The sequence below is a fragment of the Dyella terrae genome (genome assembly GCF_022394535.1).
In the GTDB taxonomy this organism is placed as follows: Bacteria; Pseudomonadota; Gammaproteobacteria; order Xanthomonadales; family Rhodanobacteraceae; genus Dyella.
This window is the reverse complement of the sequence record NZ_CP089414.1, coordinates 4,733,902-4,758,035: the sequence shown is the minus strand read 5'-3', so window position 1 is coordinate 4,758,035 and position 24,134 is coordinate 4,733,902. Positions and strand designations below refer to the sequence as shown.

25 protein-coding genes are annotated in these 24,134 nt (G+C 64.3%); all 25 read right to left on the bottom strand.

From position 1 onward, the window contains the following. Window positions 1–31 precede the first annotated feature (31 nt). The 25 genes from DYST_RS20960 to fliD all read right to left on the bottom strand — a co-directional run bounded on the left by DYST_RS20960 (window position 32) and on the right by fliD (window position 24,031). Window positions 32–805 (bottom strand): RNA polymerase sigma factor FliA, encoded by a 774-nt coding sequence (locus DYST_RS20960; protein ID WP_102303808.1) that lies wholly within the window; start codon window positions 803–805, stop codon window positions 32–34. Between the two features lies 1 nt (window position 806). After that, window positions 807–1,748 carry a P-loop NTPase gene (locus DYST_RS20955; protein ID WP_428993933.1) on the bottom strand — a complete coding sequence of 314 codons (942 nt, stop codon included), beginning with the start codon at window positions 1,746–1,748 and terminating at the stop codon, window positions 807–809. Beyond that, window positions 1,745–3,163, bottom strand: a complete 1,419-nt coding sequence (flhF, locus tag DYST_RS20950; RefSeq protein WP_239948111.1) for a flagellar biosynthesis protein FlhF — start codon at window positions 3,161–3,163, stop codon at window positions 1,745–1,747. The genes DYST_RS20955 and flhF overlap by 4 nt, the downstream gene beginning before the upstream one ends. Before the next feature lie 144 nt (window positions 3,164–3,307). After that, window positions 3,308–5,401, bottom strand: coding sequence for a flagellar biosynthesis protein FlhA (gene flhA / locus DYST_RS20945; protein WP_239948109.1), 2,094 nt, complete (start codon window positions 5,399–5,401; stop codon window positions 3,308–3,310). 10 nt (window positions 5,402–5,411) lie between these two features. Beyond that, window positions 5,412–6,551 (bottom strand): flagellar biosynthesis protein FlhB, encoded by a 1,140-nt coding sequence (flhB, locus tag DYST_RS20940; RefSeq protein ID WP_239948108.1) that lies wholly within the window; start codon window positions 6,549–6,551, stop codon window positions 5,412–5,414. A gap of 10 nt (window positions 6,552–6,561) precedes the next feature. Further along, window positions 6,562–7,332, bottom strand: coding sequence for a flagellar biosynthetic protein FliR (fliR, locus tag DYST_RS20935; RefSeq protein WP_239948106.1), 771 nt, complete (start codon window positions 7,330–7,332; stop codon window positions 6,562–6,564). Next, window positions 7,329–7,598: a flagellar biosynthesis protein FliQ gene (gene fliQ / locus DYST_RS20930; protein WP_019466569.1), complete on the bottom strand. Its 270-nt coding sequence runs from the start codon at window positions 7,596–7,598 to the stop codon at window positions 7,329–7,331. The genes fliR and fliQ overlap by 4 nt, the downstream gene beginning before the upstream one ends. Window positions 7,599–7,771: 173 nt before the next feature. Beyond that, on the bottom strand, window positions 7,772–8,563 hold the full coding sequence (gene fliP / locus DYST_RS20925) for a flagellar type III secretion system pore protein FliP (protein WP_102303802.1): 792 nt from the start codon (window positions 8,561–8,563) through the stop codon (window positions 7,772–7,774). After that, window positions 8,563–8,931, bottom strand: a complete 369-nt coding sequence (gene fliO, locus DYST_RS20920; RefSeq protein WP_239948104.1) for a flagellar biosynthetic protein FliO — start codon at window positions 8,929–8,931, stop codon at window positions 8,563–8,565. Before fliO ends, fliP begins: the two co-directional genes overlap by 1 nt. Before the next feature lie 5 nt (window positions 8,932–8,936). Next, window positions 8,937–9,278 (bottom strand): flagellar motor switch protein FliN, encoded by a 342-nt coding sequence (fliN, locus tag DYST_RS20915; protein ID WP_102303801.1) that lies wholly within the window; start codon window positions 9,276–9,278, stop codon window positions 8,937–8,939. Further along, on the bottom strand, window positions 9,275–10,291 hold the full coding sequence (gene fliM, locus DYST_RS20910; RefSeq protein WP_102303800.1) for a flagellar motor switch protein FliM: 1,017 nt from the start codon (window positions 10,289–10,291) through the stop codon (window positions 9,275–9,277). Before fliM ends, fliN begins: the two co-directional genes overlap by 4 nt. Before the next feature lie 13 nt (window positions 10,292–10,304). Next, window positions 10,305–10,805 carry a flagellar basal body-associated FliL family protein gene (locus DYST_RS20905; protein ID WP_102303799.1) on the bottom strand — a complete coding sequence of 167 codons (501 nt, stop codon included), beginning with the start codon at window positions 10,803–10,805 and terminating at the stop codon, window positions 10,305–10,307. Between the two features lie 1,415 nt (window positions 10,806–12,220). Further along, window positions 12,221–13,336, bottom strand: coding sequence for a flagellar hook-length control protein FliK (locus tag DYST_RS20900; RefSeq protein WP_239948102.1), 1,116 nt, complete (start codon window positions 13,334–13,336; stop codon window positions 12,221–12,223). 98 nt (window positions 13,337–13,434) lie between these two features. After that, window positions 13,435–13,872: a flagellar export protein FliJ gene (gene fliJ, locus DYST_RS20895; protein WP_102301115.1), complete on the bottom strand. Its 438-nt coding sequence runs from the start codon at window positions 13,870–13,872 to the stop codon at window positions 13,435–13,437. After that, on the bottom strand, window positions 13,869–15,233 hold the full coding sequence (gene fliI, locus DYST_RS20890; RefSeq protein WP_275666884.1) for a flagellar protein export ATPase FliI: 1,365 nt from the start codon (window positions 15,231–15,233) through the stop codon (window positions 13,869–13,871). Before fliI ends, fliJ begins: the two co-directional genes overlap by 4 nt. Further along, the gene (locus DYST_RS20885) at window positions 15,230–15,880 is read right to left on the bottom strand and encodes a flagellar assembly protein FliH (protein WP_239948101.1); all 651 of its coding nucleotides are present in this window, start codon (window positions 15,878–15,880) and stop codon (window positions 15,230–15,232) included. The genes fliI and DYST_RS20885 overlap by 4 nt, the downstream gene beginning before the upstream one ends. Beyond that, window positions 15,877–16,872: a flagellar motor switch protein FliG gene (fliG, locus tag DYST_RS20880; RefSeq protein ID WP_199178862.1), complete on the bottom strand. Its 996-nt coding sequence runs from the start codon at window positions 16,870–16,872 to the stop codon at window positions 15,877–15,879. Before fliG ends, DYST_RS20885 begins: the two co-directional genes overlap by 4 nt. 147 nt (window positions 16,873–17,019) lie before the next feature. Further along, on the bottom strand, window positions 17,020–18,726 hold the full coding sequence (gene fliF / locus DYST_RS20875) for a flagellar basal-body MS-ring/collar protein FliF (protein WP_239948099.1): 1,707 nt from the start codon (window positions 18,724–18,726) through the stop codon (window positions 17,020–17,022). 48 nt (window positions 18,727–18,774) lie between these two features. Beyond that, on the bottom strand, window positions 18,775–19,098 hold the full coding sequence (fliE, locus tag DYST_RS20870) for a flagellar hook-basal body complex protein FliE (protein WP_102301120.1): 324 nt from the start codon (window positions 19,096–19,098) through the stop codon (window positions 18,775–18,777). A gap of 253 nt (window positions 19,099–19,351) precedes the next feature. Then, entirely contained in the window at window positions 19,352–20,773 is a 1,422-nt protein-coding gene (locus DYST_RS20865; protein WP_102301121.1) for a sigma-54 dependent transcriptional regulator, read from the bottom strand. A gap of 360 nt (window positions 20,774–21,133) precedes the next feature. Continuing rightward, a complete protein-coding gene (locus DYST_RS20860) occupies window positions 21,134–21,367 on the bottom strand; it encodes a PilZ domain-containing protein (RefSeq protein WP_239948097.1) in 234 nt (77 codons plus the stop codon). 16 nt (window positions 21,368–21,383) lie between these two features. Then, on the bottom strand, window positions 21,384–21,692 hold the full coding sequence (locus DYST_RS20855) for a hypothetical protein (RefSeq protein WP_239948094.1): 309 nt from the start codon (window positions 21,690–21,692) through the stop codon (window positions 21,384–21,386). A 71-nt stretch (window positions 21,693–21,763) separates the two neighbouring features. Next, on the bottom strand, window positions 21,764–22,057 hold the full coding sequence (locus DYST_RS20850; protein ID WP_239948092.1) for a flagellar protein FliT: 294 nt from the start codon (window positions 22,055–22,057) through the stop codon (window positions 21,764–21,766). 2 nt (window positions 22,058–22,059) lie between these two features. Continuing rightward, window positions 22,060–22,491, bottom strand: coding sequence for a flagellar export chaperone FliS (gene fliS / locus DYST_RS20845; RefSeq protein WP_102301124.1), 432 nt, complete (start codon window positions 22,489–22,491; stop codon window positions 22,060–22,062). A gap of 16 nt (window positions 22,492–22,507) precedes the next feature. After that, complete coding sequence (gene fliD, locus DYST_RS20840; protein ID WP_239948090.1) at window positions 22,508–24,031, bottom strand: flagellar filament capping protein FliD; 1,524 nt, start codon at window positions 24,029–24,031, stop codon at window positions 22,508–22,510. Window positions 24,032–24,134: the final 103 nt, after the last annotated feature.

Genomic DNA, 24,134 nt, shown 5'->3' with positions numbered 1-24,134 from the left:
GGCGCAGCGACCGTTGGGATGTGCGTCCTCGTTATCCGCCCTTCGCCCCTTTTCGTTTTCCTGCCTGTCTTTCCTGCCCCTCATGCCAGCCGGTCATGCGCGCCCGTAGACGCACAATGGCCTGGCCGTGGATCTGGCAGACGCGTGACTCGGTTACCCCGAGCACCGCGCCGATCTCCTTGAGGTTCAGCTCTTCCTCGTAATACAGGGACATCACCAACTGCTCGCGTTCGGGCAGGCCACCGATGGCCTCCACCAACGCCTCGCGCATACCTTCGTGCTCGACGCTATCGGCGGGGCTCAGGCTGTCGCCATCGGCCACGTCGAACGCCGCGCCACCATCCGCATCGTCCGGTGCGGAAAGGCTGAGCAAGCGCGCACTCGCCGCGTCCGCCAGCACCTGGTGATATTCCTCGGCGCCCATGCCCAGCCGCCGCATCACTTCGACGTCCTCGGCATCCGCACCGGTTTCAATTTCAATCTGACGTACGACCTCCGCCATTTCGCGCACTTTTCGATGCACCGACCGTGGGGTCCAGTCGGTACGCCGCAACTCATCGAGCATCGCGCCACGGATGCGGATACCCGCAAACGTTTCGAAGCTCGCATTTTTGCCGGTGGTGAAATTACGCGCGGCCTCCAGCAAACCGATCATGCCGGCCTGGATCAGGTCGCTGACGTCCACGCTGGGCGGCAGGCGGCCCATCAAGTGATAGGCGATCCTTCGCACCAGGGGAGCGTGCTGGCGAACCAGTTCGTCGGCACTCTGCTTTTGCAGTTGCAGATATTCGGAAGCCACACTCATGTCACCACCCCGTCGCTACTGCGGCCTGCCTGCTGAAAAAGGCGATGCGATCCAGGCCCAGTCGCTCGGGTTCACCCCATGTATCGACCGCACCCGCCAATTGCTTGAATGCCAGCCCCGAGCGGCTCGACGGCCACAGATCCACCACCGCGCTCTGGCGCTTGATGGCCTGCTTGAGCCGTTCGTCGTGCGGGACATGGCCCATGAACTCCAACGCCACGTCGAGGAAGCGATCGCAAACCCTTGCGAGTTTCTGATGCAACTGCTTGGCTTCGCCGACGTTGCGGACCATGTTCGCGACCATACGGAAGCGGCGTACGCCAAAGTCCCGGCTCAGTACCTTGAGCAAGGCGTACGCATCGGTCAGTGAGGCCGGCTCGTCGCAGACCACCACCACCACGTCATCCGCCGCGGCGGCGAACATCGCCACGTTGTCGGAAAGCCCCGCCGCCGTATCCACCAGCAGATAGTCCGGCGGCGACACGAGGTCGTCGAAGGCGCGGATCACCGCGGCGTGCTCGCCCGAGCCCAACTGCGCAAGGCGGCGCGTGCCCGAACCGGCCGGCACCACCTTCAAGCCATGCGGCGCGTTCATCAGCAGGTCTTCGATGCTGCACGTGCCATCGAGCAGGTGGCCGACGTGGCGCGTGGGCGTAAGGCCTAGCAACACGTCAATGTTGGCCAGGCTCATGTCCGCGTCGAGCAGGATCACCTTGTGACCCTCCTTCGCCAGCGCCATCCCTAAGTTCACTGACACCGTGGTCTTGCCGACGCCGCCCTTGCCCCCGGCCACTGCGATAGCGCGGCAGCGCTTGCGCGGCGCGGCGCCACTGAGTCCGTACGCCTGATCCTGCACCGGCATCTGTCGTCCTTGTCGTTCGGTCAGCGCACGCAGCATGCTCTCCAGCCCCATCGCCTGATTCATTGCGAAAACACCGTTCATGCGCTCGCCACCGCCAGTCCGAAACGATCCGCCATCACCGCGTCATCCGCGGGAGCGTTACCCTTGAGTGATTGCGCGGCACGGCACACCAGCACGCGCGCGTCGGCCGTGGCGATGTCTTCCGGCACACGCTGGCCATCCGTTACATAGTCCAGCGCCAGCCGATGCCGGATCAGCACCGACAGCGCACCGCCGAGGCTCGGCGCCTCATCGAGCTTGGTCAGGATGCAGGCGTTGGGCTGCACCGGCAGGTAGGCGCGTACGGCCTCGTCCAGTGACGATGCATGCGCGTTCGCCGCGAGTACCAGGCAGGCGCGCAGGTCGCCGCCATTGCGCAGCACGTCCAATTGTTCGGCCAGTCGCGGATCGCCACCGGCCAGGCCGGCGGTATCCACCAATACGGTGTGATGGCCACGCAACAGTTCCAGCACGTGGCGCAGGCTGTCGGCGTCGTAGGCGGGATACACACGCACGCCGAGCAGGCGGCCGTAATGCTCCAACTGCGCCGCCGCGCCGATGCGGTAGTGATCCGTGCTGACCAGCGCGACTTGCGATGCGCCGTGACGCATCACCGCGCGTGCGGCCAGCTTGGCGATGGTGGTGGTCTTGCCCACGCCGGTCGAGCCGACCAGCGCGGTGACACCGCGACGCTCGGCATGGTCCCGCGGACCAATGGCCAAGCTGCGGCTCAACACGCCCAGCGGCAGGTAACGCGCCTGTTCGGCATTGATATCCGCCGGCAGTTCGTCGACCAATTGGCGCGCCACGTCCGGCTCAATACCGAGGCGGGTCATTTCGCGCAACACGCGAGCGCGCATCGGCTGACGGCGCTCCATATCGTTCCAGATCAGGCTGGACAACTGCGTCTCCAGCAGGTCGCGCAGGCTGCCCAGCTCGGCGCGGACGCGCGCGGTGTCTTGCATGGCGCGTTCGAGCAGTGGATGCAGCGTGGCCGGCACATCGGTAGCCGCTGCGGGCACGGCGGCGTCCACGGGCGCGGACATCTCCGCGACAGCTTTGACTACCGGTAAGTCGGAAACATCAGCGACACGGCTGCTCAGCACCGGCTCCACGCGCGCTGCAGCAGCACGACGAGAGAGCGACACCGTCACGCCTCCGTCGTCGCGACGGTTCGCCGTCGGCAGCGGCGGCGGCGCGACGTCGGAACGTCGCGTAGCAGCGGCACGGGCTTCAGGCGCCGGCGCAACGGCAGGCGCACGGTTCTCCACTTCCAACGGCGCGCCGTGGCGTGCGGCCTCGCGCACCAACGCCTCGTCGTAATCGACGGCGGCGATAATCTCGATACCCTCGTCCATCCGGCGCGTAGACAGGATCACCGCATCCGGGCCCTGGTCTTCGCGTACTTCGCGCATGGCCTGACGCATATCCGGGGCCACGAAACGCTTGATCTTCATGCCTTCTGGCTCCACGAGACGCGGGCGAGGTGCGCATGACGGGACCGCATGGCCAAGCCTTGCGTCACGCTCGCTGCGCTCATCAAAAGCCCGGTCTTTGCACCCTCGCTACGCATCCTTCGTCCCTCGCTCATCTGTTCGAAATTAACGGCCCAGTGCCTGCACCAATCGCACGCGGCGGTTGTCGGGCACCTCGTTGTAGGCCAGTACGTGCAGGTTCTGTGCCACATGGCGGGTGAAGCGCGCGAGCCACGGACGGAGCTGCGGCGCGACCAGCAAAACCGCCGGTTCGCCGCTCATTTCCTGCTTGCGCGCGGCGTCGGCAACGCCCTGCTGCAAGCGGTCGGCAAGGCCCGGTTCCACCGCAGCGCCCGCCACGCCGCCGTTTGCGAGCGATCCCAGCAGGATCTGCTCCAGCTCCGGCGCCAACGTAATAACCGGGATCTCCGTGCCCAGGCCCGAGATCTCCTGCACGATCTGTCGACCCAGCGCCACGCGCACCGCCGCGCTGAGCGCGCCGGGATCCTGACTCTGGCCCGCGTGCTCCGCCAAGGATTCGACAATGGAGCGCATGTTGCGGATCGGCACCCGCTCGGCCAGCAGGTTCTGCATGACCTTGACCACCACGCCCAGCGACAGGCGCTTGGGCACCAGGTCTTCCACCAGCTTCGGCGCGGTCTGGGCGAGACGGTCCAACAGCTGCTGCACGTCCTGGTGGCTGAGCAGTTCGTGCGCGTGGCTCTGCAGGATGTGCGACAGATGCGTGGCGATCACCGTCGCCGGATCGACCACGGTGTAGCCCAAGCTCTGCGCCAACTCGCGCTGACCGGACTCGATCCACAAGGCTTCCAGGCCAAATGCCGGATCGCGCGTGGCAATGCCCTGCAGGCCTTCCTGCACACGGCCCGGGTTGATCGCCAGCAGGCGATCGTTGTGCACTTCCGACTCGCCCATCGGCACGCCCATCAGGGTGATGCGATACGTGTTGGGGCCCAGGTCCAGGTTGTCGCGGATATGCACCGCCGGCACCAGAAAGCCAAGCTCCTGCGACAGCTTGCGACGCACCGATTTGATGCGCCCCATCAGCTCGCCACCTTGGTGCGTATCCACCAGTGGAATCAGGCGGTAGCCGACTTCCAGGCCCAGCGGATCGACGCTGGCCACGTCTTCCCAACCCAGCTCGAGGCGTTCGGTCGGCGCGGCGGCGGGCGCAGCCACTTCCGTGGCGGCCTTGGTCACGCGCTCTTGCGCCTCGCGGTCGCGCTTCACCATCAACCAGGCCGCACCACCGCAGGTGCCACCCAGCAACAGAAAGGCGATGTTGGGCATGCCCGGGATCATGCCCATCACACCCAGCACCACACCGGCCACAGCAAGCGCGCGCGGCTGGCCGAACAACTGGCCGACGAGCTGCTTGCCCATGTCGGTGGACTTGGATACGCGCGTCACGATGACAGCCGTCGCGATCGACAGCATCAGCGACGGCACCTGCGCCACCAGACCGTCACCGATGGTGAGCAGCGTGTACGTCTTGGCGGCTTCGCCCGCCGACAACCCGTGCTGCAGCACGCCGACGAAGAAGCCGCCCACGATATTGATGATCAGGATCAGGATGCCGGCGGTGGCATCGCCGCGCACGAACTTCGACGCACCATCCATCGAGCCGTAGAAATCCGCTTCCTCGCGCACTTCCTGGCGACGCTCGCGTGCCTGCTCCTGGTTGAGCAAACCGGCATTGAGATCGGCGTCGATGGCCATCTGCTTGCCGGGCATGGCATCCAAGGTGAAGCGCGCGGTCACTTCGTACACACGCGTGGCACCCTTGGTCACCACCACAAAGTTGATGATGGTGAGGATGGCGAACACCACCAGGCCCACCGCGAAATTGCCGCCGATCACGAACTCACCAAACGCCTCGATCACCTTGCCCGCCGCGCCGGGGCCGTCGTGGCCATGCAGCAGCACCACACGGGTCGAGGCGATATTGAGCGCCAGGCGCAACAGCGTCGCCATCAGCACCACGGTCGGGAACGCCGCGAACTCCAGCGGACGCATCACGTAGATCACCGCCAGCAAGATCACCAGCGACAACGCGATGTTGAAGCTGAAGAGCATGTCGAGGATGAAGGGCGGCAGCGGCAGCATCATCATCGCCAGCGCGGCGAGCATGATCACCGGCGCGCCGAGTCCCCGGCGTCCGAGCGTCTTGAGAGTGCCAAGGGCGGTAGCGTTTGCCATCACTAGTCCATCAGAGCTTGTAGGGACCCATCAGGTCCGGATCGACATCGGGTTGCGGCGCCGTCGGCGGCTGTTCGCCGCGCGACATCGCCTGCTTGAGCTGGAACACGTACGCGAGCACCTGCGCCACGGCGACGTAGAGCGCGGAGGGAATCTCGCGGTCGAGCTGAGTGGTGGCATACAAAGCGCGTGCCAACGGCGGCGCCTCCACCACGGGAATGCGATGGCTGGCGGCGACCAGGCGGATCTGCAGCGCCAGCTCGTCCATGCCCTTGGCGATCACGCGCGGCGCGCCCATGCGACTGTCGTCGTAGCGCAACGCCACGGCGAAGTGGCTGGGGTTAGTCACCAGCACATCCGCCTTGGGTAGCTCTTGCATCATGCGCTTGCGCGCCATCTGGAACTGCATCTGGCGAACACGGGCCTTGAGCTCGGGGTTGCCCTCGCTTTCCTTCGACTCGTCCTTCAGCTCCTGGCGCGTCATGCGCAAGCGCTTGGTGTGATCGAACTTCTGGTACAGCGCATCTGCGCCGCCGATCAGCGCCAGGATGGAACCGAACAACAGCGCACCGTGGCCCAGCAGGCTCATCGCCTTCAGCGTGCCCGCGCCCACTTCGCCGCGACCCGTGGACATCAGGTCGGTCTGCCAACCCTTGAGCACCATCACCAACACGGCGCCGATCAGCAGCAGCTTCAACAATGACTTCGCCAGCTCCACCAGGCCGCGCATGGCGAAAATGCGGCCAAGACCGGCGATAGGGTCAAGCCGCTCGAACTTCGGTTGCAATGCCTCACCGCTGAAATTCAGGCCACCCAGCAGCAGCGGCGCGGCCAGCGCGGCGAGCATTGTCGCCACCGCCACCGGCGCGAACAGCGAAAGCGCTTCGTGCATGGCCATCGACAGAACACGGCCTGGCAACTGATCACTGAACAGCGCGTCGCGCCCGTAACTCAGGCCCAGGCTGTAGATGCGGCGCACGTGCAGCATCGAACTCTCGCCGCCGTTCATCAGCGCGGCCACACCCGCCAGCACCACCACCGCGCCAGACAGATCCCTCGATCGTGGAACGTCGCCCTTCTCCCGCGATTCCTTCAGGCGTTTTTCGGAAGGTTGTTCGGTACGTTCCTGATCGTCGTCCTTCTCGGCCATGGCGTCGTCCTCAGCCGCCGGCCAGCTCGTGCATCAGCGTCCACGCGCTGTTCTGCAACGACTCGAACGCGCCCGGCACGCTGTGCATCGACAACCACAACGCGACGAACCCCAGCGTCACCGTGATGGGAAAACCCACCGCGAACAGATTCATGGACGGCGCCGCGCGACTGATCGCGGCAAAACCGATATTCACCATCAGCAGCGCGGTCATGGCCGGCAACGCCACGCGCACGGCGCCACCGAACAGATGCGTGGCGAACGCCACCACCGCATAGAGGCCGTTGGTGCCGATCACCGGCTGACCCGGCGGCAAGGTGTGAAAGCTGTCCGCCAACAGCGAGATCAGTTGCAGGTGGCCGTTCATGGCCAGGAACAGCAGCGTCACCATCAGCAGGTAGAACTGGCTGAGCACCGGCGAGCTGCCGCCGCCGCGTGGGTCCACCGTTTCGGCGAAACCCAGGCTCATACTCTGCCCCACCAACTGGCCGCCCAGCGACACGCCCTCGAAAGCGAGTTTCAATACAAAGCCGATGGCGGCACCCATCAGCAGCTGGCTCACCAAGGTGGCGATGCCATCCGCCGTCATCGGGTTGATGCTGGTCGGCGCCAACGGTGCCAGCACAAACGCGAGCATCACCATCAACGCGAGACGAATACGCTGCGGCAGCACCGCGTCGCCAAACACGGGGGCCATCAAGAACAGGCCACTGACGCGGGCCATCGCCCACAGCAGCGAGCCGATCAACCCCTGTATTTCGGCGAGTTGCACCGTGGTCATTTCACCGCCCCGGGCAGGCTTTCGATCAACTGCCGGGTGAACTGCACCAGCGTGCGCAGCATCCACGGACCTGCGATCAGCGCGACCGCCGCCATGGCGATCACTTTCGGGATGAAGCTGAGCGTCATTTCGTTGATCTGCGTGGCGGCCTGGACCACGCCGATGATCAAGCCCACCGCCAATGCCGTAAGCAGCAGCGGCGCAGCCACCATCATGGCGACGTAGAGCGCGTGCTGGCCGAACTCGATGACGGATTCAGGCGTCATGGCGTGCCTCGCACTGCGCTTTTGCGAAAACCTTTCCTGATCCGTCATTCCCGCGAAGGCGGGAATCCAGTGACTTACTGCCGTGTACCGATAGAAAATGAAAGTCGCTGGATCCCCGCCTTCGCGGGGATGACGGCGAGGTGGCATGCGAGTGCTCGGAAACAATGCCGCGCTCATGTGTAGAAGCTCCCCGCCAACGTGCCCAACAGCAACGTCCAGCCGTCGACCAACACAAACAACATGATCTTGAACGGCAGCGAGATGATGGTGGGCGACACCATCATCATGCCCATCGACATCAGCACGCTGGCCACCACCATGTCGATGATCAGGAATGGGATAAACAGCAGAAAGCCCATTTGGAAGGCGGTCTTCAGCTCACTGGTGACGAACGCGGGCATCGCCACGCGGAATGGCACGTCGTCCTTGCTGGCATAGGGCTGTTCATTGGCAAGGTGCGTGAACAACTGCAGATCCGCCTCGCGCGTCTGATCCAACATAAAGCGCTTGAACGGCGCGGCCGCAGCCGGCACGGCCTGCTCAGCGGACATCTGGCCATCCATGTACGGCTTCACGCCGTCGGCATAGGCGTGATTGAGCACCGGCGACATCACGAACAACGTCAGGAACAGCGACAGGCCAAGCAGGATCTGGTTCGACGGCGTGGACTGTGTGCCCAGCGCCTGACGCAGAAAGCTCAGCACGATCATGATGCGCGTGAACGACGTCATCATCAGCAACACGGCCGGCAAGAACGTGAGCACCGTCATCAGCGCCAGCAGCTGCAGCGACAACGTCCAGTTCTGCGCGCCGCCCGGCGCGTTCTGCACCGTCAACACCGGAATGCCGGCGCCCGATGCGGGCATCTGCGGCATGGAAGGCATGGTGGGCATGGCCGGGGCAGCCCAGGCCAACAGCGGGCTCATCAGCAGGATGGCCACGAGAATCCAGCGGAACGACTTCATCACTTGCGCTTCCAACGGGCCAGCACATCGCCGAACGGCGTGATCGGCGGTTGCGGATTGGCTTCCGGCGCAGGCGCCGCACCCTCATACACGTGCAACGTGCGCATGCCGCCCTGACCCATGCCGATCAGCAAACGCTTACCGTCCGCTTCGACCAGCATCAGGCGATCGCGTGCGCCCACCGCCATGGTTTCCACGCAGCGCATGCGGCGGCCACCCGGCGTCGCGCGCGCCTGCAGCCGGCGACTGAACCAGCCGGCAACAAAGATGAGCGCAATGATGCCGACCAGGCTCACCAGCACGCGCGCCAGTTCTCCGCCGACATTGATCTCCGGTGCGGCGACAGGAACGACCATGGCAAGGAACATCGGACTCACCGCAGCTTGCGAACGCGTTCGGCCGGGCTGATCACGTCGGTGAGGCGGATACCGAAACGTTCGTTGATCACCACCACTTCACCGTGTGCCACCAGCGTGCCGTTGACGAACACGTCCAGCGGTTCGCCAGCGGAACGATCCAGTTCCACCACCGAGCCCTGGTTGAGCTGCAGCAGGTTGCGAATGCTGATGCGCGTACGGCCTACTTCCATGGCAAGCGTGACCGGTACATCGAGGATCATGTCGAGATTGACTTCGGCACCATCGCCTACGGGGGCATTGAGCTGGTCGAACTCGACGCGCTGGGTGGCCAAGACGGCGTCATTGGGCGGGATCATGCGGGGTCAATCTCCAGGGTGGTTTCAGTCGACAGGCGCACTTCGCGGCGGCCGGTCTGTGCATGGAAGCGAACAGCAGTGCGGCCGTTGTTCTGGCCATAGATGCCGCGGAAGATCGGCACGTCCTCGGCGAAGACCGTGCTGAACTCCGGCAGTTGGATGGGAATCACATCGCCCGGACGAAGGCGTAGGAACTCGCCGATGCTCAGGCGGGTTTCAAGCAAGAGCGAACTCAGCTCCACCTCGGCATCGATCACTTCGTCCTGCAGCGTTTCGGCCCAACGGTGATCACGATCGACGCGGTCGCTCTGCACGCCGGCATCAAGCAGCGTGCGGATCGGCTCGACCATCGCGTACGGAAGGGTCAGGTGAATTTCACCGCCACCGCCATCGAGTTCGATGTGGAACTTCGACACCACCACCGTTTCGGTGGGGCTGACGATGTTGGCGAACTGCGGGTTGATCTCCGAATTGAGGTATTCGAAGTTCAGCGGCAACACGGGCGCCCAGGCTTCCACCATGGAAGCGAACAGCTCGGTCAGCACGATCTGGATCACGCGGTTCTCAGTCGGCGTGAAATCGCGACCTTCGATACGCGCATGGAAGCGACCATCGCCGCCGAAGAAATTGTCGATGACGGTGAAGACCAGACGCGGCTCCATCACCACCAGCGCCGTGCCGCGCAGCGGCTTGATGCGCACCAGATTAAGGTTGCTCGGCACAGTGAGTGCGTGCACGTACTCAGCGAATTTGACCATCTTCACGCCGAGCACCGATACCTCACAGGTCTTGCGCAACACGCCGAACAGCGCACTGCGGAAGAAACGCGCGAAACGGTCGTTGACCATCTCCAGCGTCGGCAGGCGACCACGGACGATGCGATCCTGCTGCGTGAAGTCGTACGTAATCACCGCATCGGGAGGCAACGGCTCGTCGTTACCCGTTTCGACGGCACCACCTTCCACGCCGTCCAGCAGGGCATCGATTTCTTCTTGTGAAAGCAGGTCGCTCATCGGCGTGGTTCCGTTACTGCATCACGAAGCTGGTGAAGTACAACGCTTCCACGCCCGGACGACCCAGGCGCTTCTCGAGAATCTTGCGCACCGCGTCCAACGCCTGCGCCTGCAACTTCTGCTTGCCGGCCGCGTCGCTGAGGATGGTGTAGTCCTGGCTGCTGAACAGCATGACCAGCGCATTGCGGATCACCGGGTCGGCGTCCTTGGCAGCGGCCAGCGCAGCAGCGTCATGCGACATCAGGCTCACACCCACCTGCAGGAAGCGCATGGACTGGTCGTCCTTGAAGTTGACGACAAACGGCGGATCCATCGTGAGGTACTGCTCCTGCTTGGACAGCACCACCTTGGGTTCTTCCTGCGCAGCGGCGTGGCCGCCGTTACGTGAATTCATCACCAGATAACCGGTGACGCCGGCCATGGCGAGCATGGCCACGCCCATGAAGATGACGACCTTGTTCGTTCCTTTCTTCGGCGCCGCTGCCGTGCTTTCTGCTTGCTCGTTCTGAGCCATGCGAATCTCTTTCCCTATCAGTGTCCAGACGTTGGCTACCCGCTCGCGGGCGCCCTATGGCCTGTTGATAGCAAGCGGCGTGCCATCAATGGGAGGCGTTGGTGTGACTGGGTTTGCGCTGGGTGACGTGGGGCGGCGGCGCTTTATTGACGCCTGTCGGAGATTGGGCGTGACGGGGGGGATGGCGGTTGACGGGAGGTTGTCGCGGGGTTTCGCAATGGGGGTTTGTCGCGCGCGGTGTTGCTCCCTCTCCCTTTCGGGGAGAGGGTTGGGGTGAGCCCCGAAAAGGGGGTAAAGGTCGGGTGCTCGCCTTATCGTTTCGATGAAACCGTCACCCCTGCGAAGGCAGGGGTCCAGTGACTTTGGCTCTCGCTTGGTTGTCGCGTAGTCGCGACCTGGCTCGCCTGCGGCGGGCTTTCGACCTCCTGCCGGAGGCCGAGTCACTTTTCTTTGCTTGCCCACGCACGCGCAGGAGCGCGTGCGAACGGCGAAGCCGGCCCGAAGGGCGGAGGGCAGGATGCCCGGAGTAAAGAAAAGTAACCCAAAGAAAGGGCACCCCCGCTTGGCGCTGGCCGGTGAAGCCGGCCAGTTCGTGAGGGGCGGCCGGGCTTTTCGACAGGGCCTCCTGCCCTGGCGAAAAGGAATCGGCATCCCTGCCGATTCCCCTGCGGGCCTTGTCGTCCACCCCTCACCGCCGCACAGGGGGCCCGGCAGATCAAAGGCTGCAAGCAAACGGCTCGTGCAGCAGAGCTGCACATCGCGCTGATGCGGAGAGGACTTGAAGCAGGCTTCGCTACACTTTCCGATCGCTGGAGCTAGATAGAGCTCGCGCTACGTTTCCCAAATGCTGTGGAGAACTCGCCATCTAGCGACATGGCTTTGCTCTTCTACCTTGGCCTTATGCCTTAGAGCCGGAGCAATGCGACCTACCGCAATGCGATGTGCAGCGAAGCTGCACGAGCCGTCTGCTTGCGGCTTTTGATCTACCAGGTCCCCGTATGAGGCGGCGGGCGGGTGGAGAAAAGGCCCGCAGGGGAATCGGCATGGATGCCGATTCCTTTCGCCGGGGCAGGAGCCCCGTCGAAAAGCCCGGAACCCGACCGTGTACCTGGAGGGCCAAAGGCCCGGAAGGCGCCGATTCCGGGGTGCCCTTTCTTCGGGTTACTTTTCTTCGGGCAAGCAAAGAAAAGTGACTCGGCCTCCGGCAGGAGGTCGAAAGCCCGCCGCAGGCGAGCCAGGTCGCGACTACGCGACAACCAAGCGCAAAGTCACTGGACCCCTGCCTGCGCAGGGGTGACGGCGTAGATGAAACCGTAAGGCGAGCACCCGACCTTTACCCCCTTTTCGGGGCTCATCCCCAACCCTCTCCCCAAAGGGGCGAGGGAGAAAGAGCAACGGAAGCAAAGCGCGCACCGTCAGGCAAACATATCCACCAACCCCACCGCCTTCACCACCGGCGCCACCACAGAAGCCAACTCACCCGCATCCTCGGCAAGCCCACTCCCACTTCCCGACGCCGCCCCACCAGAACTCCCCGACCCCTGCCCCGAATTCCCCTGCCCCACCTGCGCCTGCCCCAACGACAAACCATGATGGGCCAGCATCGAATCCAACTGGCCGAGCGTCTGCTGCACCGCATGTACCGCTTGTGGATGTTGCGCGATGAAAGCCACATCCACGTGGTCCTGCTTCACACTCACCTTGACGTCGAGCTCACCGAGGTCTTCGGGATGCAGGCGAATGCGCGCCTCCTTCACGTCCTGACCGCCAAGCCAGGTGACCTGTTGGCTCAACTCCTGACCGAAGGCCGGTGTGCCCACGCTGGACTGCATGGTCAACACATGCGCTGCAGGCGTGGTGGCCACATTGGCCTGCAAGGCAGGCTGCGGTGGCGCGGCCATGGCGGCGAGGTTCTTCAGGGCATCAAGCGAATCACTGCCATCGTCCTGCTTCGACGACGTGGTTAAGGTCTGCAGGGCAGCGGTGAATGCGTCGCTCTTGGCGCCCTGCGTGGCCGTGGTGGTCGTGGCGTCAGCACTGTCGTCGCCGTCATTCGCGCCCTGCGCGAGCATGGACAGGCTCTTGTCTTGGATGCCATCCATGGCCTTGGTGAACGTATTCGTGTTGGCGGCCGCCGGCTGGGCGTTCGCCTGCATCGCACCGAGCAACGACAGCCCGGCCGGAGTTGTGGGCAGAGCGCCGAGGGTCGAGCCGCCCGTTCCACCGGTCGTGGCATCCACGGCGTCATCCCCATCCGCGGATACCGCGGTAGGCGCTGCCGATGCCGGCACGCTCTGACCCAACAAGGCGAGCATGGCCGCGGCAGCATCGGGTGTGGGTGACGTTGGTTTGTCGTCGTCCTTCGCGCCTGCCTTGTCCTTGGCTTTTGCCTGCGGCTGCGCCTGAGACGATGCCGCTTTCGGCGATGGCTGCTTCGCCGGCGCTGCGGGCGACGGATCGTTCTGTCGTGCCCATTGCCGCTGCGCCTGCTGCAACGGCCTGCTGAAATCCTGGCTGGTATCGCCCTGCACGCTCGTGCTTGCTGGCGTGTTGGCGGGCGGCGGCGTATTCGCCGTCAGGGCAACGGGGGGGCGTCATACGGTGGCCTCTTGGCATACGTTGGGGGTTTTCATCGCGACAAGCCCCGGTTCGGTCGACGATGCTGCATGCGCTCGTCCACCTCAGCTTGTTCGCGACGTTCCTCGCTCTTTCGTTCCTGCTCGCGGTAGCGATCGATCACGGTGCCAAGCGCCTGTTCGCGCGCGTGGGCTTCGCGCCATTGGTTGCGGACACCGTCGAGGTATCGGCGTTGGCGCGCCACTTCGTTGACCTGCTGGGCGATGACCTGATTGATGCGCTCGACAAACTGGCGGCGGTTGAGCAAGGCACTCACGCTCACGCCACCTTGTGTCTCTGCGTACTCGGCCCGGTACTTTTCCAGCTCTTCGAGCTGCTGTTCCGCCTTCGCGAGCTTTTGCTGCTGCTCGGCCAGGCGTTGCATGGCCTCCTCCTGGCGTGTGTGTGCCAGGTCGGCAGCGGGCTGCAGGCGGTTCGCGCGGGATTTCACGGCGCGCCTCCGGCAGTCAGGCTTTCAAGGCCGCCGATGGCGTCGGCCAACGTAGTCGGCGCGTCCACTTCCTGCTGCAGGAAGTCGCGCAGTTTCGGCCACATGGCGATGGCATGGTCCACTTGGGGGTCGGAACCTTTCTGGTACGCGCCCACGGCGATCAGGTCGCGCTGCTGGCGATACGCCGAATAGACCTGGCGGAAACGCTGCGCGGCGCGCAAGTGTTCGCGCTGTACCACGGCAGGCATCACACGACTGATCGACGCTTCAATGTCGATGGCCGGATAGTGCCCCGCCTCGGCGAGATCGCGCGAGAGCACGATGTGGCCGTCCAGAATCGCACGCGATGCATCCGCGATGGGATCGTGGCGGTAGTCGTCGCCTTCGGTGAGCACGGTGTAAAACGCGGTGATGGAGCCACGCCCTTCCGCGTCGTTGCCGGCACGCTCCACCAGCGCGGGCAGCATGGCAAACACGGACGGCGGATAACCCTTGGTGGCCGGCGGTTCACCGATAGCCAGTGCGATTTCGCGCTGCGCCTGTGCGTAGCGGGTGATCGAATCCATCAGCAGCAGAACGCGTTGGCCGCGATCGCGGAACCATTCGGCGATGGCGGTGGCGTACTGCGCGCCGCGCAGCCGCTTGAGCGGCGGCGCATCGGCCGGCGCGGCGACGATCACCGAGCGGGCCCGGCCTTCCGGACCCAGCGTGTGTTCGACAAATTCCTTCACTTCGCGACCGCGTTCGCCGATCAGGCCCACGACCACTACGTCAGCATCGGTGTAGCGCGTCATCATGCCGAGCAGGGTCGATTTACCCACGCCCGAACCGGCGAACAAGCCCAGACGTTGGCCACGCCCCACGGTAAGCAGGGAGTTGATCGCGCGCACGCCGGTGTCGAGCGGCGTATCGATGGGCTTGCGCGCCATGGGGTTGATCGGTGCGTTCTTCAGCAACGCGTGCTCGTCCACGTCGAGCGGGCCCAGGCCGTCGAGCGGCACGCCATCCGCACCGACCACGCGCCCTAGCAACGCTTCGCCGACTGGCAGGCCACCGGTACGCGCGCACGGACGCACGCGGGCATTGGGCAGCACGCCGTGCATCTCGGTCACGGGCATCAACAGCAGGCGTTCGTCGGCGAAACCGACGACTTCGGTATCCAGTTCGGTGCCGTCGGCGGTGGTGACCATGCAGCGGGCGCCGAGCGGCGCTTCACAGCCCTCGGCCTCCAGCGTGAGGCCCACCACGCGACGTAAGCGGCCTTCCACCGTCAATGTACGGGCACCCATCGCGCGCTGGCGGCGACGAGCAAGCCGTTCCTGCCACAGCGCGCTACGCGGCGAGCCCGGCTGCGCGTTCATCCGCGCACCTCGTCGGCATCTTCATCGGTTTCTTCGGCTTCGGCACCGAGCACGGCATCGACCACGGCGGCGAGCCGCGTTTCGACGCGCGCGTCCAGGCGCGAGCGTTCGCTCTCCAGCAGGCAGTCGCCGCGCTGGAGGCTGTTGTCCGGCAGCAACTGCCAATGCGACTCCACCATGTCCAGCGAGCGCAGCAGCGCCAGATCGTCCGGATGCAGGCGTACACGCAGGTTGCCCGTTGCAGACGGCAGCGCCAGTGCAGCCTGCCGCACGGCTTCCACCACCAGATCGGGCGCGGTGCGCAACTCGTGCGCCAATACCTGGCGCGCGACCGTCATGGCCAGGCGCGCCAGTTCCAGTTCTACCAGCTCGTCCATGCTGCGCAGCGGACGCGCCGCTGACTCCAGCAAGGCATCAAGACGCTGCATGCGTTCCTGCAGCACGTCGCGCGCCTCCGCCATGCCCTGGGCATGGCCGGCGGCGTAGCCTTCCTCGCGCGCTTGTTCTTCCAATGCCTCCAGATCGCGCACGGTCGGTTGCTGGACGGTCTCCACGGGAGCCGGTTCCGGCGCAGCCGTCTCACCGACCTCTGGTGGAAGCCAACGCTCGAATGCTTTCCAATCGTCCCTGTTCATCACGGCGCTCATGCCACCAGCTCGTCACCCGTACCGGAAAGATTGATCGCGCCGGAATCGGCCAGCTTGCGCGCGATGGCGAGCACTTCCTTCTGCGCCGAGTCGACTTCGCTGAGTCGAACGGGACCAGACACTTCCAAGTCGTCGCGCAGCATGTCGGCGGCGCGCTTGGACATATTGCCGAAGATCTTTTCGCGCACGCCGGGCTCTGCGCCCTTGAGTGCGGTGACCAGGCGGGCTGTCGGCACTTCGCGCAGCAGCGTCTGCATGCTGCGGTCGTCGAGCTCGGCCAAGTCTTCGAACACAAACATCAGCTCCTCGATGCGGCCACTGAGGCTAACGTCGTGGGTGCGGATGGCCGCCATCAGTTCGTTCTCGCGCGTAGTTTCCATCGCATTGAGGATGTTGGCCGCCGCCTTCAGTCCACCGACGCTGGCGGACTTGAGTTTCTTGGTGTTTCCGCCAGCGAACTGGCGCTCCATGATCTCGTCGAGCTCGTTGAGGGCGTGCGGCTGCACGCCGTCGAGCGTGGCGATACGCATCACCGCATCGCTGCGGGTGCGCGGCGGCAAGTAACCGATGACTTCAGCCGCCTGATCCGGTTCGAGATGCGCCAATACCAGCGCAATGATCTGCGGATGCTCCTGGCCGATCATTTCGGCAATGGCGCGGCTTTCCATCCACTTGAGCGATTCCAGGCCCTTGCTGCTACGGCCAAGAAGAATGCGGTCGATCAAGCCACCGGCCTTGTTCTCGCCCAGCGCGTTGACCAGGATCTTGCGGATGTATTCCTCGGTGCCCACGCCAAGGGAGGTATGACGCCCCATATCTTCGTTGAGGCGTGCGAGCACTTGCTCCACGTGCTCGCGCGTCACGTTGGACATGCCGGCCATGGCCGTGCCCACCGCTTGCACGTCGCGCGCGCTGAGGTGCTTGAGCACTTCGGCCGCGTCCTGCTCGCCCAAAGTAAGCAGGAGGATGGCCGCGCGCTGTGCGCCGCCGATTGGCATATCTGTCTTCATGATTCGTTCCGCCCGCTAAGCTGTTCTGTCACAGCCGACAGAAGAAGTGCGTTCCGCGACGCGGCATGCCCATGGGCTGCCTTCGTCCACTCATGTGGCCGGCTGCCGTGACAGGGCGTGAGCTTGGGATCAGCCGCCATCTTCGCCCACCCAGCTCTTGACCACCTGCGCGACCTGCTTGGGGTTCTCGCTCACCATGCGGCGCGCCAAACCAATGCGTTGTTCATAGGCAAGCTGCGGCGGCACGCCGCCGAGCTTGACCAGGTCGTCGCCTACGTCTTCATCGTCCACGCGCACCGAAATGGTGGGCGCACCGGGACCGGCGCCCGCCAGGGCCAGTTCACGACCCGGCGTCGGCGCGCGCGACAAGCCGCGCAACAGCGGACGCAGCAGACCGAAGGCCACCAGTAGCGCTACCAGAATGCCGGCGGCCTGCTTGATCAGGTCGAGCATGCCGGGCCGCTCCCAGAACGGCTGCGTGGGCGTAGCCATGTCGGCGTTGGGGTCTTGATGGAACGGCTGGTTGATCACGCTCACGTTGTCACCGCGTGTTTCGTTGTAGCCAACGGCGTTGCGCGTGAGTGTGGTGAGGTGTTCCAGTTCCTGTGGCGTGAACGGCACGCTTTTGGGCGCGCCCTTGTCACTGGCCACAGTCTTGTTGTCGAGCACCACCGCCACCGTAAGGCGCGCAAGTCGGCCAGCGGGATCACTGACATGGCTGATGGTGCGATCGAGTTCGTAGTTGCGCGTGGCGCTGCTCGACGTGTCGCCCGGGGCGTTGCTCTGCGCCGTGGTCGCCGCCGCTTTGCCATTCGCACCCTTGCCCGCCGCAGGCTTGGCCGCCGTCGGCTGCGCCACGTTGTTCGGTGGCTGGTTGCTCAGCGCGCCCGGCACCGACGCATCGTTCGCCTGACCCACGTGGCTTTCGCTGTTGGTCTGTTCGCTGCGCAGCGCGGGATGTTCGTGATCGAACGTTTCGGTCGCCTTTTCAGTCTCACTGAAATCCAGGTCCGCATACACTTGCGCACGCACCTTGCCCGGACCAACCAGTGGCGTCAGCAGTTCTTCAATGCGCTGCGCGTAGGTGTTTTCGATGCGCGTGGCCAGACGCAGGCGCGTGTCGCCGATGGCGCTGGCGCTGCCGGCATCCGTGGTGGTGAGCAGTTGACCCTGCTGATCAACCACCGACACCTGCTTGGGATCGAGGTTGGGCACGCTGGAAGCGACAAGATGCACGATCGCTGCCACCTGGCTCGCGTCGAGCTGACGGCCGGGATACAGCGTCACCAGTACCGAGGCACTCGCTTCCTTGTTGTCGCGAATAAAGGCCGAGGGCTTGGGCAACGCCAGATGCACACGCGCTGCGCGCACCGACTGCAAACCGGCAATAGTGCTACCCAGATCCGTTTCCAACATCTGCTGGTAACGCGTGCGTTCGGCCAGATCACTCATGCCGAACGGAGAGTCGCCACCGGGTACCGCGGTCGTCGCCGAACTGCCCTGCGGCAGGCCCTGCGACGCAAGCTTGAGGCGGATCGCGGCCAGATCGGACGCGGGCACCATGATGGACGTGCCATCCGCACCCAATGTGTACGGCGTGTTCGACGCCTGCAACGCCTGCGTGACGGCGGCGGCATCCTTCTGCTCAAGGCCCGCATACAGCAAGCCGTAGTTGGGCCCGCGGGACCACAGCACCACGGCGACGCCAAGGGCGACCGCCGCGGCGACACCCACCAGCAGCAGCAATTGCCGCGATGCCGGCGTGCGCACGAGCTGCTTGAGATCCAGGCGAGAACCGGGCTGCTCGTCGGTGGTCGCTAGGGCGTTATCGGCCATGAAGACTGCTCTTGCTCAAGGGACGCAGTAACGTCGTCATCGGACCGGTCAAACCGGCATGTTCATGATGTTGTTGTAGGCGTCGACCACTTTGTTTCGCACCTGGGTCAACGTGTTCAACGAAAGATCGGCCTTGTTGATGGCCACCATGGTCTTGGCGAGATCAGCACCGTCGTCGCCACGCTCGAAACTTGCTGCCTGGTTTCCGGCATCCATCTGTGCATCGGCTACCGACGAGATCGACTTCTTCAGCAGGCTGGCGAAATCCGTCTGCCCCGGTGCCGCCGCAGTAAATGCCTGCTCGGTCGGCTTGGTCTGCAAAGTGAGCTGGCGCATCTGCGACAGCAGGTTGTTGACGTCGATCTGACTCATGACGGAATTCCAACGCGTAAAGAGTGTCCGAGGGTGTAACTGCACAACCCGTGCCAGCTTCGTGAAAGCCGTTCGCCGGCGTGATAGCACGCGTTCCCGCGAAGGTGCAGAACCAGCATCTTGCTCAACGAAGACAAGACGATGCGCGCCAAACGCATCGCGTGACGCTGGCTATACACGTGCGCAGATAGATCGAAACGACGCGACCGAACGTCGGCGCGCGGCTCTCCGTGACGGAGAGCCGACGTCATCCTTATGCCTGCAGGCTCGGCTGCAACCCGTACTTGCGAAGCTTTTCCACCAACGTGGTGCGCTGCATGCGCAGCAGCTTTGCCGCGTGTGCGACCACGCCGCCGGTGACGTCAAGCGCTTGACGGATCAGGCCCACCTCGATGTCGGCCAAATGGTCCTTCAGGTCCAACCCGCCTTCCGGCAGCATGGCCAGCGATTCGCTCGACACCACGGTCATGGACTCCGGCAACACCGGAGACTGGCCCGTCATCAGCGACAGCAGCGCCGCGCCGCGAACTTCCTCGATCGGCTGTTGGCCGCGATATTTTTCCGGCAGGTCGCTGACCCGCACTTCGCTGTGCGGATAGAGAATAGCCAGGCGCTCGACCAGGTTGTACAGCTCGCGCACATTGCCCGGCCATGCATAGCTGTGCAGCGCGTTCATCGCACCGGCGCTGAAGCGCACGTTGGCCAGGCCGCGGCGTGACAGGCGCTGGTTGAACTCGCCCACCAGCTCCGATAGGTCGTCCAGATGATCGCGCAGCGCGGGCATCTCCAGCGGGAACACGCTGAGGCGATAGAACAGGTCTTCACGGAACTGCCCGTGAGAGATGGCGTCTTCAAGGTTGCGGTGCGTGGCGGCGATGATGCGCACGTCGCAGCGCTGTGTGCGATTGCTGCCCACGCGCTCGAACACGCGTTCTTGCAGCACGCGCAGCAACTTCACCTGCATCGGCAAACTCATGTCACCGATTTCGTCGAGGAACAGCGTGCCGCCCTCGGCCAATTCGAAGCGGCCCTTGCGGGTACTGATCGCGCCGGTGAAGGCGCCCTTCTCGTGACCGAACAGTTCGCTTTCCAACAGTTCGGCTGGGATAGCGCCGCAATTGATTGCGACGAACGGCTTGTCGCGACGCGACGAGCATTCGTGGATGCTGCGCGCCACCATTTCCTTGCCGGTGCCCGAATCGCCCAGCACCAACACGCTGGAATCGAACGGCGCCACCTGGCGTACCAGTGCGCTGACGCGGGCCATCGGACCCGAGCTGCCTACCAGCCGGACTTCGGAGCGACGCGGCGACGCGGCCTGCGACCCGCGCATAGCTTCGGAGAGCTGCTCATAGCGCAGCGGAAATTCAATGATGCCGATGCGGCTCGCGTTCGCCGCCTTGTCTGCGCCAAGGCGGGACAACCATTCCGAATCAGCGGCCATCAACACCATGGCCTGGTGGGAAGCCTCACCCAATCGCGAAAACTGTCGCTCGGCTTCTACTTCATCCCGCACATTGCCCACATACACGGCACGCCATGCGTGCGTCGCCTCGTCCACCATCTCGCAATCTTCGCCACGCTGCGGGCGATAACCGAGAAATTCCAGCGCCGAAACGACCGACTCCGCCCTGCGGTGATCGGACTCGATCACCAGTACGTCGAACTTGCCCATGTGATGCTCTCGTGCGTGCTGCTTCATTGGTGACCCCCTGGATTGCACCTTCGTGCGTGACGACATTCCGTCGGCGTCCGCGAGGAGGGAGGAGCAAGAAGAGGGCCAGTCGGCATGAATTTTCGACACGAACTTGCAACGTGCGACTGCCGGTGAGCGTCACCTTGGCTGAACATCGCCAGGAAGCTTCCCAGCGATGGGCCACAGACCACTGAATCCACTAGGGAAAAATGACGCTACGCAATACTCGGGAAGGTGACCCTGTGCGGCACCTGTTCGAGATGTGCGTCAAAGAACTTTCGTGTCGGGTTTCAGTAGCGTGATATCGATCACATTTGATCTGTGATCCCGATCGAGGCTCTAGAAGGCCGTCTGTCGGCGCTCTGCCACTTTACGTCGATGATGGCGGAACACCAGCCGCTCAATCGCGTCACATGTGGCCTCGTCCATGGCCTCAAACACGGCAAAAATGTGATGCTCATCACACTCTTGTGCGTGTCGGGCCACCAGTTCGAGCGGCAATGCCAGGCATCCATCGAAGTGCAGCCGCACCATCGTGCGGTCTTGCCCTGCAGGCCAGATCGATAGGGGCAATAACGCGCCGATCGCGTTAAAGCTGACACGGGCACGGGGGGGGCAATTCGGCCTTTTGCTGGAGAAGCTGATCCAGCATGGCCATCAGCACGTTCAGCTTGCTGTCGAGCCGCTGCATGTCCTGCGCGAGGGGATTCTCTTCGTCCGCTGGCTCGCTGCGACGTTCACTGAAGACGGCCAGAGTGCCCAGCACGCTGAGATTGCGGTCGCGCATGGCAGCGCGCTGCAGGTCGCCGGGAAGTTCGGCCAGCGCGGTGCAGCTGACGTGAAGGCCGTCGTCGTAGGTGACCCGTTCGGAGAATGCCTGCCAGGAAGCGTCTTGCATGATGCCCTCGTCACTGGCCGTCCGGATCGCGGCCGCCCGGGATTATGCGCGCTTCCACCACGCTGCCGCGCTTACTCGTGGCCCGCGTGCAGGTACGCGCTGAGTGCGCGATGGCGATGCTGATGTTCCTGAAGATCGGCACCCAGGCGATCGCGCTGACCCCGGGCCAGCTCGCGCACTTCTTCGGTGTGGGCCAGCAGCGTCTTGAACAACGGCAACACCTCGGACTCCGTGGTGGAGAGCAAGGCGATCTGCTGGCTACGTTCGGCTTCGAGGATTGCTACGGCCTCCCAGTCATCCCCACGGGCGGCGGCCAGCATGCGTTCGCTCATAGCCAGCAGGGTCGCGTGCACGGCGTCCACCATGATCAGGCCGCCACGCTGGGCGCGCGGCTTTGCGCTGCCAGAAAATCGTCGCGGATCTGGCGCCAGGCATCGCGCACCGGCGTAAGCAGATCCACTACTTCGTCGATGGCCCGCTCGTCATTGTTGAGCTGGGCATGCAACAGGCGACGGCTGACATAGTCGTAAAGCGCATCCAACCGCCCCGCCAAAGGGCCGCCCTGCTCGTGGTCGAGGCTGCCGCGCAGTTCGCCGATGATGGCGTGCGCGCGGCCGAAGTGCGTGCCTTTGGCCGGCACGTCGCCACGCCGGATGGCGCCGCGAGCCTGGGTGATGCGGTCGATCACGCCGTCGAACAGCATGCCGGTCAGTTGGTGACGATCGGCGCCTTCCACGCTGCCGCGCGCACTGGTGTCCTGATAGAGCGCACTGGCGTTGCGCATATAGCCGTAGGTCATGATCGCTTCCCCGCGTTCAGTTCTTCGAGCTGGAATTGTTCAGCTGTGCCAACGCCGTGGTCAGGTACGAGCTGGTGTTGTTGAGCGAGGACATCAGCGTGTCCAACGCCGTGTACTGCTGTTGCAACTGCGTCTGATAGGTCGCCATGCGATTGTTCAGCGCGGTCTGCTGCGTGCTCAGCTGCGTCAGCGTGTTGTTGAGGCTGTTCATCCGCGTACTGATGATGCCGCCCGTGGCGGTGTACGCGCTGATCGTGGTGCTGAGATTGGTTGCGTAGCCGTTGGCGCCGACGAAGAGGTTCTTCACCGCCGACGGGTTGTTCTGGAACGCCGTGGCGAGCTTGCCGGTGTCGAAGTTCAGTGTGCCGTCGGGGTTGCGCGTGATGCCCAGGTTGGCCAGCGTACCGATGCTGTTGCCCTTCACCGCGCCACTCAGCACGGAAGCGATGCCGCGCTGCACCGAGGTGAGCGTGGTGTCGCCCAGCAACGCACCCGCTGTGCCGCTGCTGGTGTCGTAGCTGGACAGCGAAGACACCGTGCTGGCGTAGCTGTTGTAGGCGTCGACCAGGCCCTGGATGGCGTTGGTCGCCGCCGTGTTGTCCTGCGCCACCGTCAGCGTGTTGGTGCCGGTACCGGTGAGGTTGAGCGTGACACCGTCCATCATGCCGGTGACGGTGTTGGTCGCACTGGAGACGGCAATGCCATCCACAGTGAGCTTGGCGTCCTGCGCCTCGTTGCTGCCCGCGGTGTTCAGCGTGGTCGCGAGACTGGTAAGACCGGCGCTGCTGGTGGCATTGGCGGAAACGGTGAAGCCATTGGCCACGCCCGTCTTGCTTGAGCTCAGCATTAGCTGCTGGCCGTTCACGCCATTGACGATGGTCGCGGTCACGCCCGGATTGGTCGACGAGCCGTTGATCGCGGTGGCGATATCCGACAGCGTATTGGTGGCGGATACCGCCACGTTCATCGTGTTGGAACCGATCGTGATGCTCAGCGTGCCCTGCCCCACCGCCGTGCCCGAGGCCACCGCGCTGCTCGCGCGCTTCTGCGCCGTGGCAAGCTGGCTCACCGCGATGGTGTAGGAGCCCGGGTGGGCGCTCGACATGGTGCTCGCGGTGCCGACGCTGCTGCTGGAACCTTGCGCCGTCAGCGTGGCGTTGTAGCTGCTGAAGGTGTTGACCGAGGTCAGCGTGGCCAGCGCCGTCTGGATGCCGCCCAGCGCTGAATTCAGTGAGGACAGGCCGGTCAGCAGGCTGTTGGTCTGCGTGGTGCGCGTGGTGATCTGCTGCTGCGAGGCCGCCTTGCGCGCATTCACCAGCGCGGTGACGATCGCGTTGACGTCCAGACCCGAAGCGAGACCTGCCGAGCTGATGGTGGAGCTGCCGGAGCTGCTGCTCGACGACGTGCCACTGGTGGAACTGCCGCTAGTGGAACTGCCGCTGGAGGTACCGGACGTGCCGCTGCCCGAATTCGTGCTCGTGCCCAACTGGTTGAGCAGAGAGCTCAGGCTGCTGCCGCTAGTGCTGCTGGTGGTGGTCATCGCGCTGCCCTGTCAGTTTCCCGAAGTTGCCCCGCCGTGGCGGGAAGATTCGAGCCCCCGGCAAAACCTTCGCTCGCGAAGGCTTTGCCGGAAGCTCCCGAAA

What these genes read in the sequence shown, in the direction of transcription:
- flhA (WP_239948109.1), bottom strand. Translation starts at nt 5,401, where the DNA reads ATGGCAAACGCTACCGCCCTTGGCACTCTCAAGACGCTCGGACGCCGG.
- DYST_RS20885 (WP_239948101.1), bottom strand. Translation starts at nt 15,880, where the DNA reads ATGAGCGCCGTGATGAACAGGGACGATTGGAAAGCATTCGAGCGTTGG.
- flhF (WP_239948111.1), bottom strand. Translation starts at nt 3,163, where the DNA reads ATGAAGATCAAGCGTTTCGTGGCCCCGGATATGCGTCAGGCCATGCGC.
- fliQ (WP_019466569.1), bottom strand. Translation starts at nt 7,598, where the DNA reads ATGACGCCTGAATCCGTCATCGAGTTCGGCCAGCACGCGCTCTACGTC.
- DYST_RS20955 (WP_428993933.1), bottom strand. Translation starts at nt 1,748, where the DNA reads ATGAACGGTGTTTTCGCAATGAATCAGGCGATGGGGCTGGAGAGCATG.
- fliN (WP_102303801.1), bottom strand. Translation starts at nt 9,278, where the DNA reads ATGATCCCGCCCAATGACGCCGTCTTGGCCACCCAGCGCGTCGAGTTC.
- DYST_RS20850 (WP_239948092.1), bottom strand. Translation starts at nt 22,057, where the DNA reads ATGGTGGACGCCGTGCACGCGACCCTGCTGGCTATGAGCGAACGCATG.
- fliP (WP_102303802.1), bottom strand. Translation starts at nt 8,563, where the DNA reads ATGAAGTCGTTCCGCTGGATTCTCGTGGCCATCCTGCTGATGAGCCCG.
- fliD (WP_239948090.1), bottom strand. Translation starts at nt 24,031, where the DNA reads ATGACCACCACCAGCAGCACTAGCGGCAGCAGCCTGAGCTCTCTGCTC.
- DYST_RS20960 (WP_102303808.1), bottom strand. Translation starts at nt 805, where the DNA reads ATGAGTGTGGCTTCCGAATATCTGCAACTGCAAAAGCAGAGTGCCGAC.
- fliO (WP_239948104.1), bottom strand. Translation starts at nt 8,931, where the DNA reads ATGTTCCTTGCCATGGTCGTTCCTGTCGCCGCACCGGAGATCAATGTC.
- DYST_RS20865 (WP_102301121.1), bottom strand. Translation starts at nt 20,773, where the DNA reads ATGGGCAAGTTCGACGTACTGGTGATCGAGTCCGATCACCGCAGGGCG.
- fliM (WP_102303800.1), bottom strand. Translation starts at nt 10,291, where the DNA reads ATGAGCGACCTGCTTTCACAAGAAGAAATCGATGCCCTGCTGGACGGC.
- fliR (WP_239948106.1), bottom strand. Translation starts at nt 7,332, where the DNA reads ATGACCACGGTGCAACTCGCCGAAATACAGGGGTTGATCGGCTCGCTG.
- fliE (WP_102301120.1), bottom strand. Translation starts at nt 19,098, where the DNA reads ATGAGTCAGATCGACGTCAACAACCTGCTGTCGCAGATGCGCCAGCTC.
- DYST_RS20905 (WP_102303799.1), bottom strand. Translation starts at nt 10,805, where the DNA reads ATGGCTCAGAACGAGCAAGCAGAAAGCACGGCAGCGGCGCCGAAGAAA.
- DYST_RS20855 (WP_239948094.1), bottom strand. Translation starts at nt 21,692, where the DNA reads ATGCAAGACGCTTCCTGGCAGGCATTCTCCGAACGGGTCACCTACGAC.
- flhB (WP_239948108.1), bottom strand. Translation starts at nt 6,551, where the DNA reads ATGGCCGAGAAGGACGACGATCAGGAACGTACCGAACAACCTTCCGAA.
- fliF (WP_239948099.1), bottom strand. Translation starts at nt 18,726, where the DNA reads ATGGCCGATAACGCCCTAGCGACCACCGACGAGCAGCCCGGTTCTCGC.
- fliI (WP_275666884.1), bottom strand. Translation starts at nt 15,233, where the DNA reads ATGAACGCGCAGCCGGGCTCGCCGCGTAGCGCGCTGTGGCAGGAACGG.
- fliS (WP_102301124.1), bottom strand. Translation starts at nt 22,491, where the DNA reads ATGACCTACGGCTATATGCGCAACGCCAGTGCGCTCTATCAGGACACC.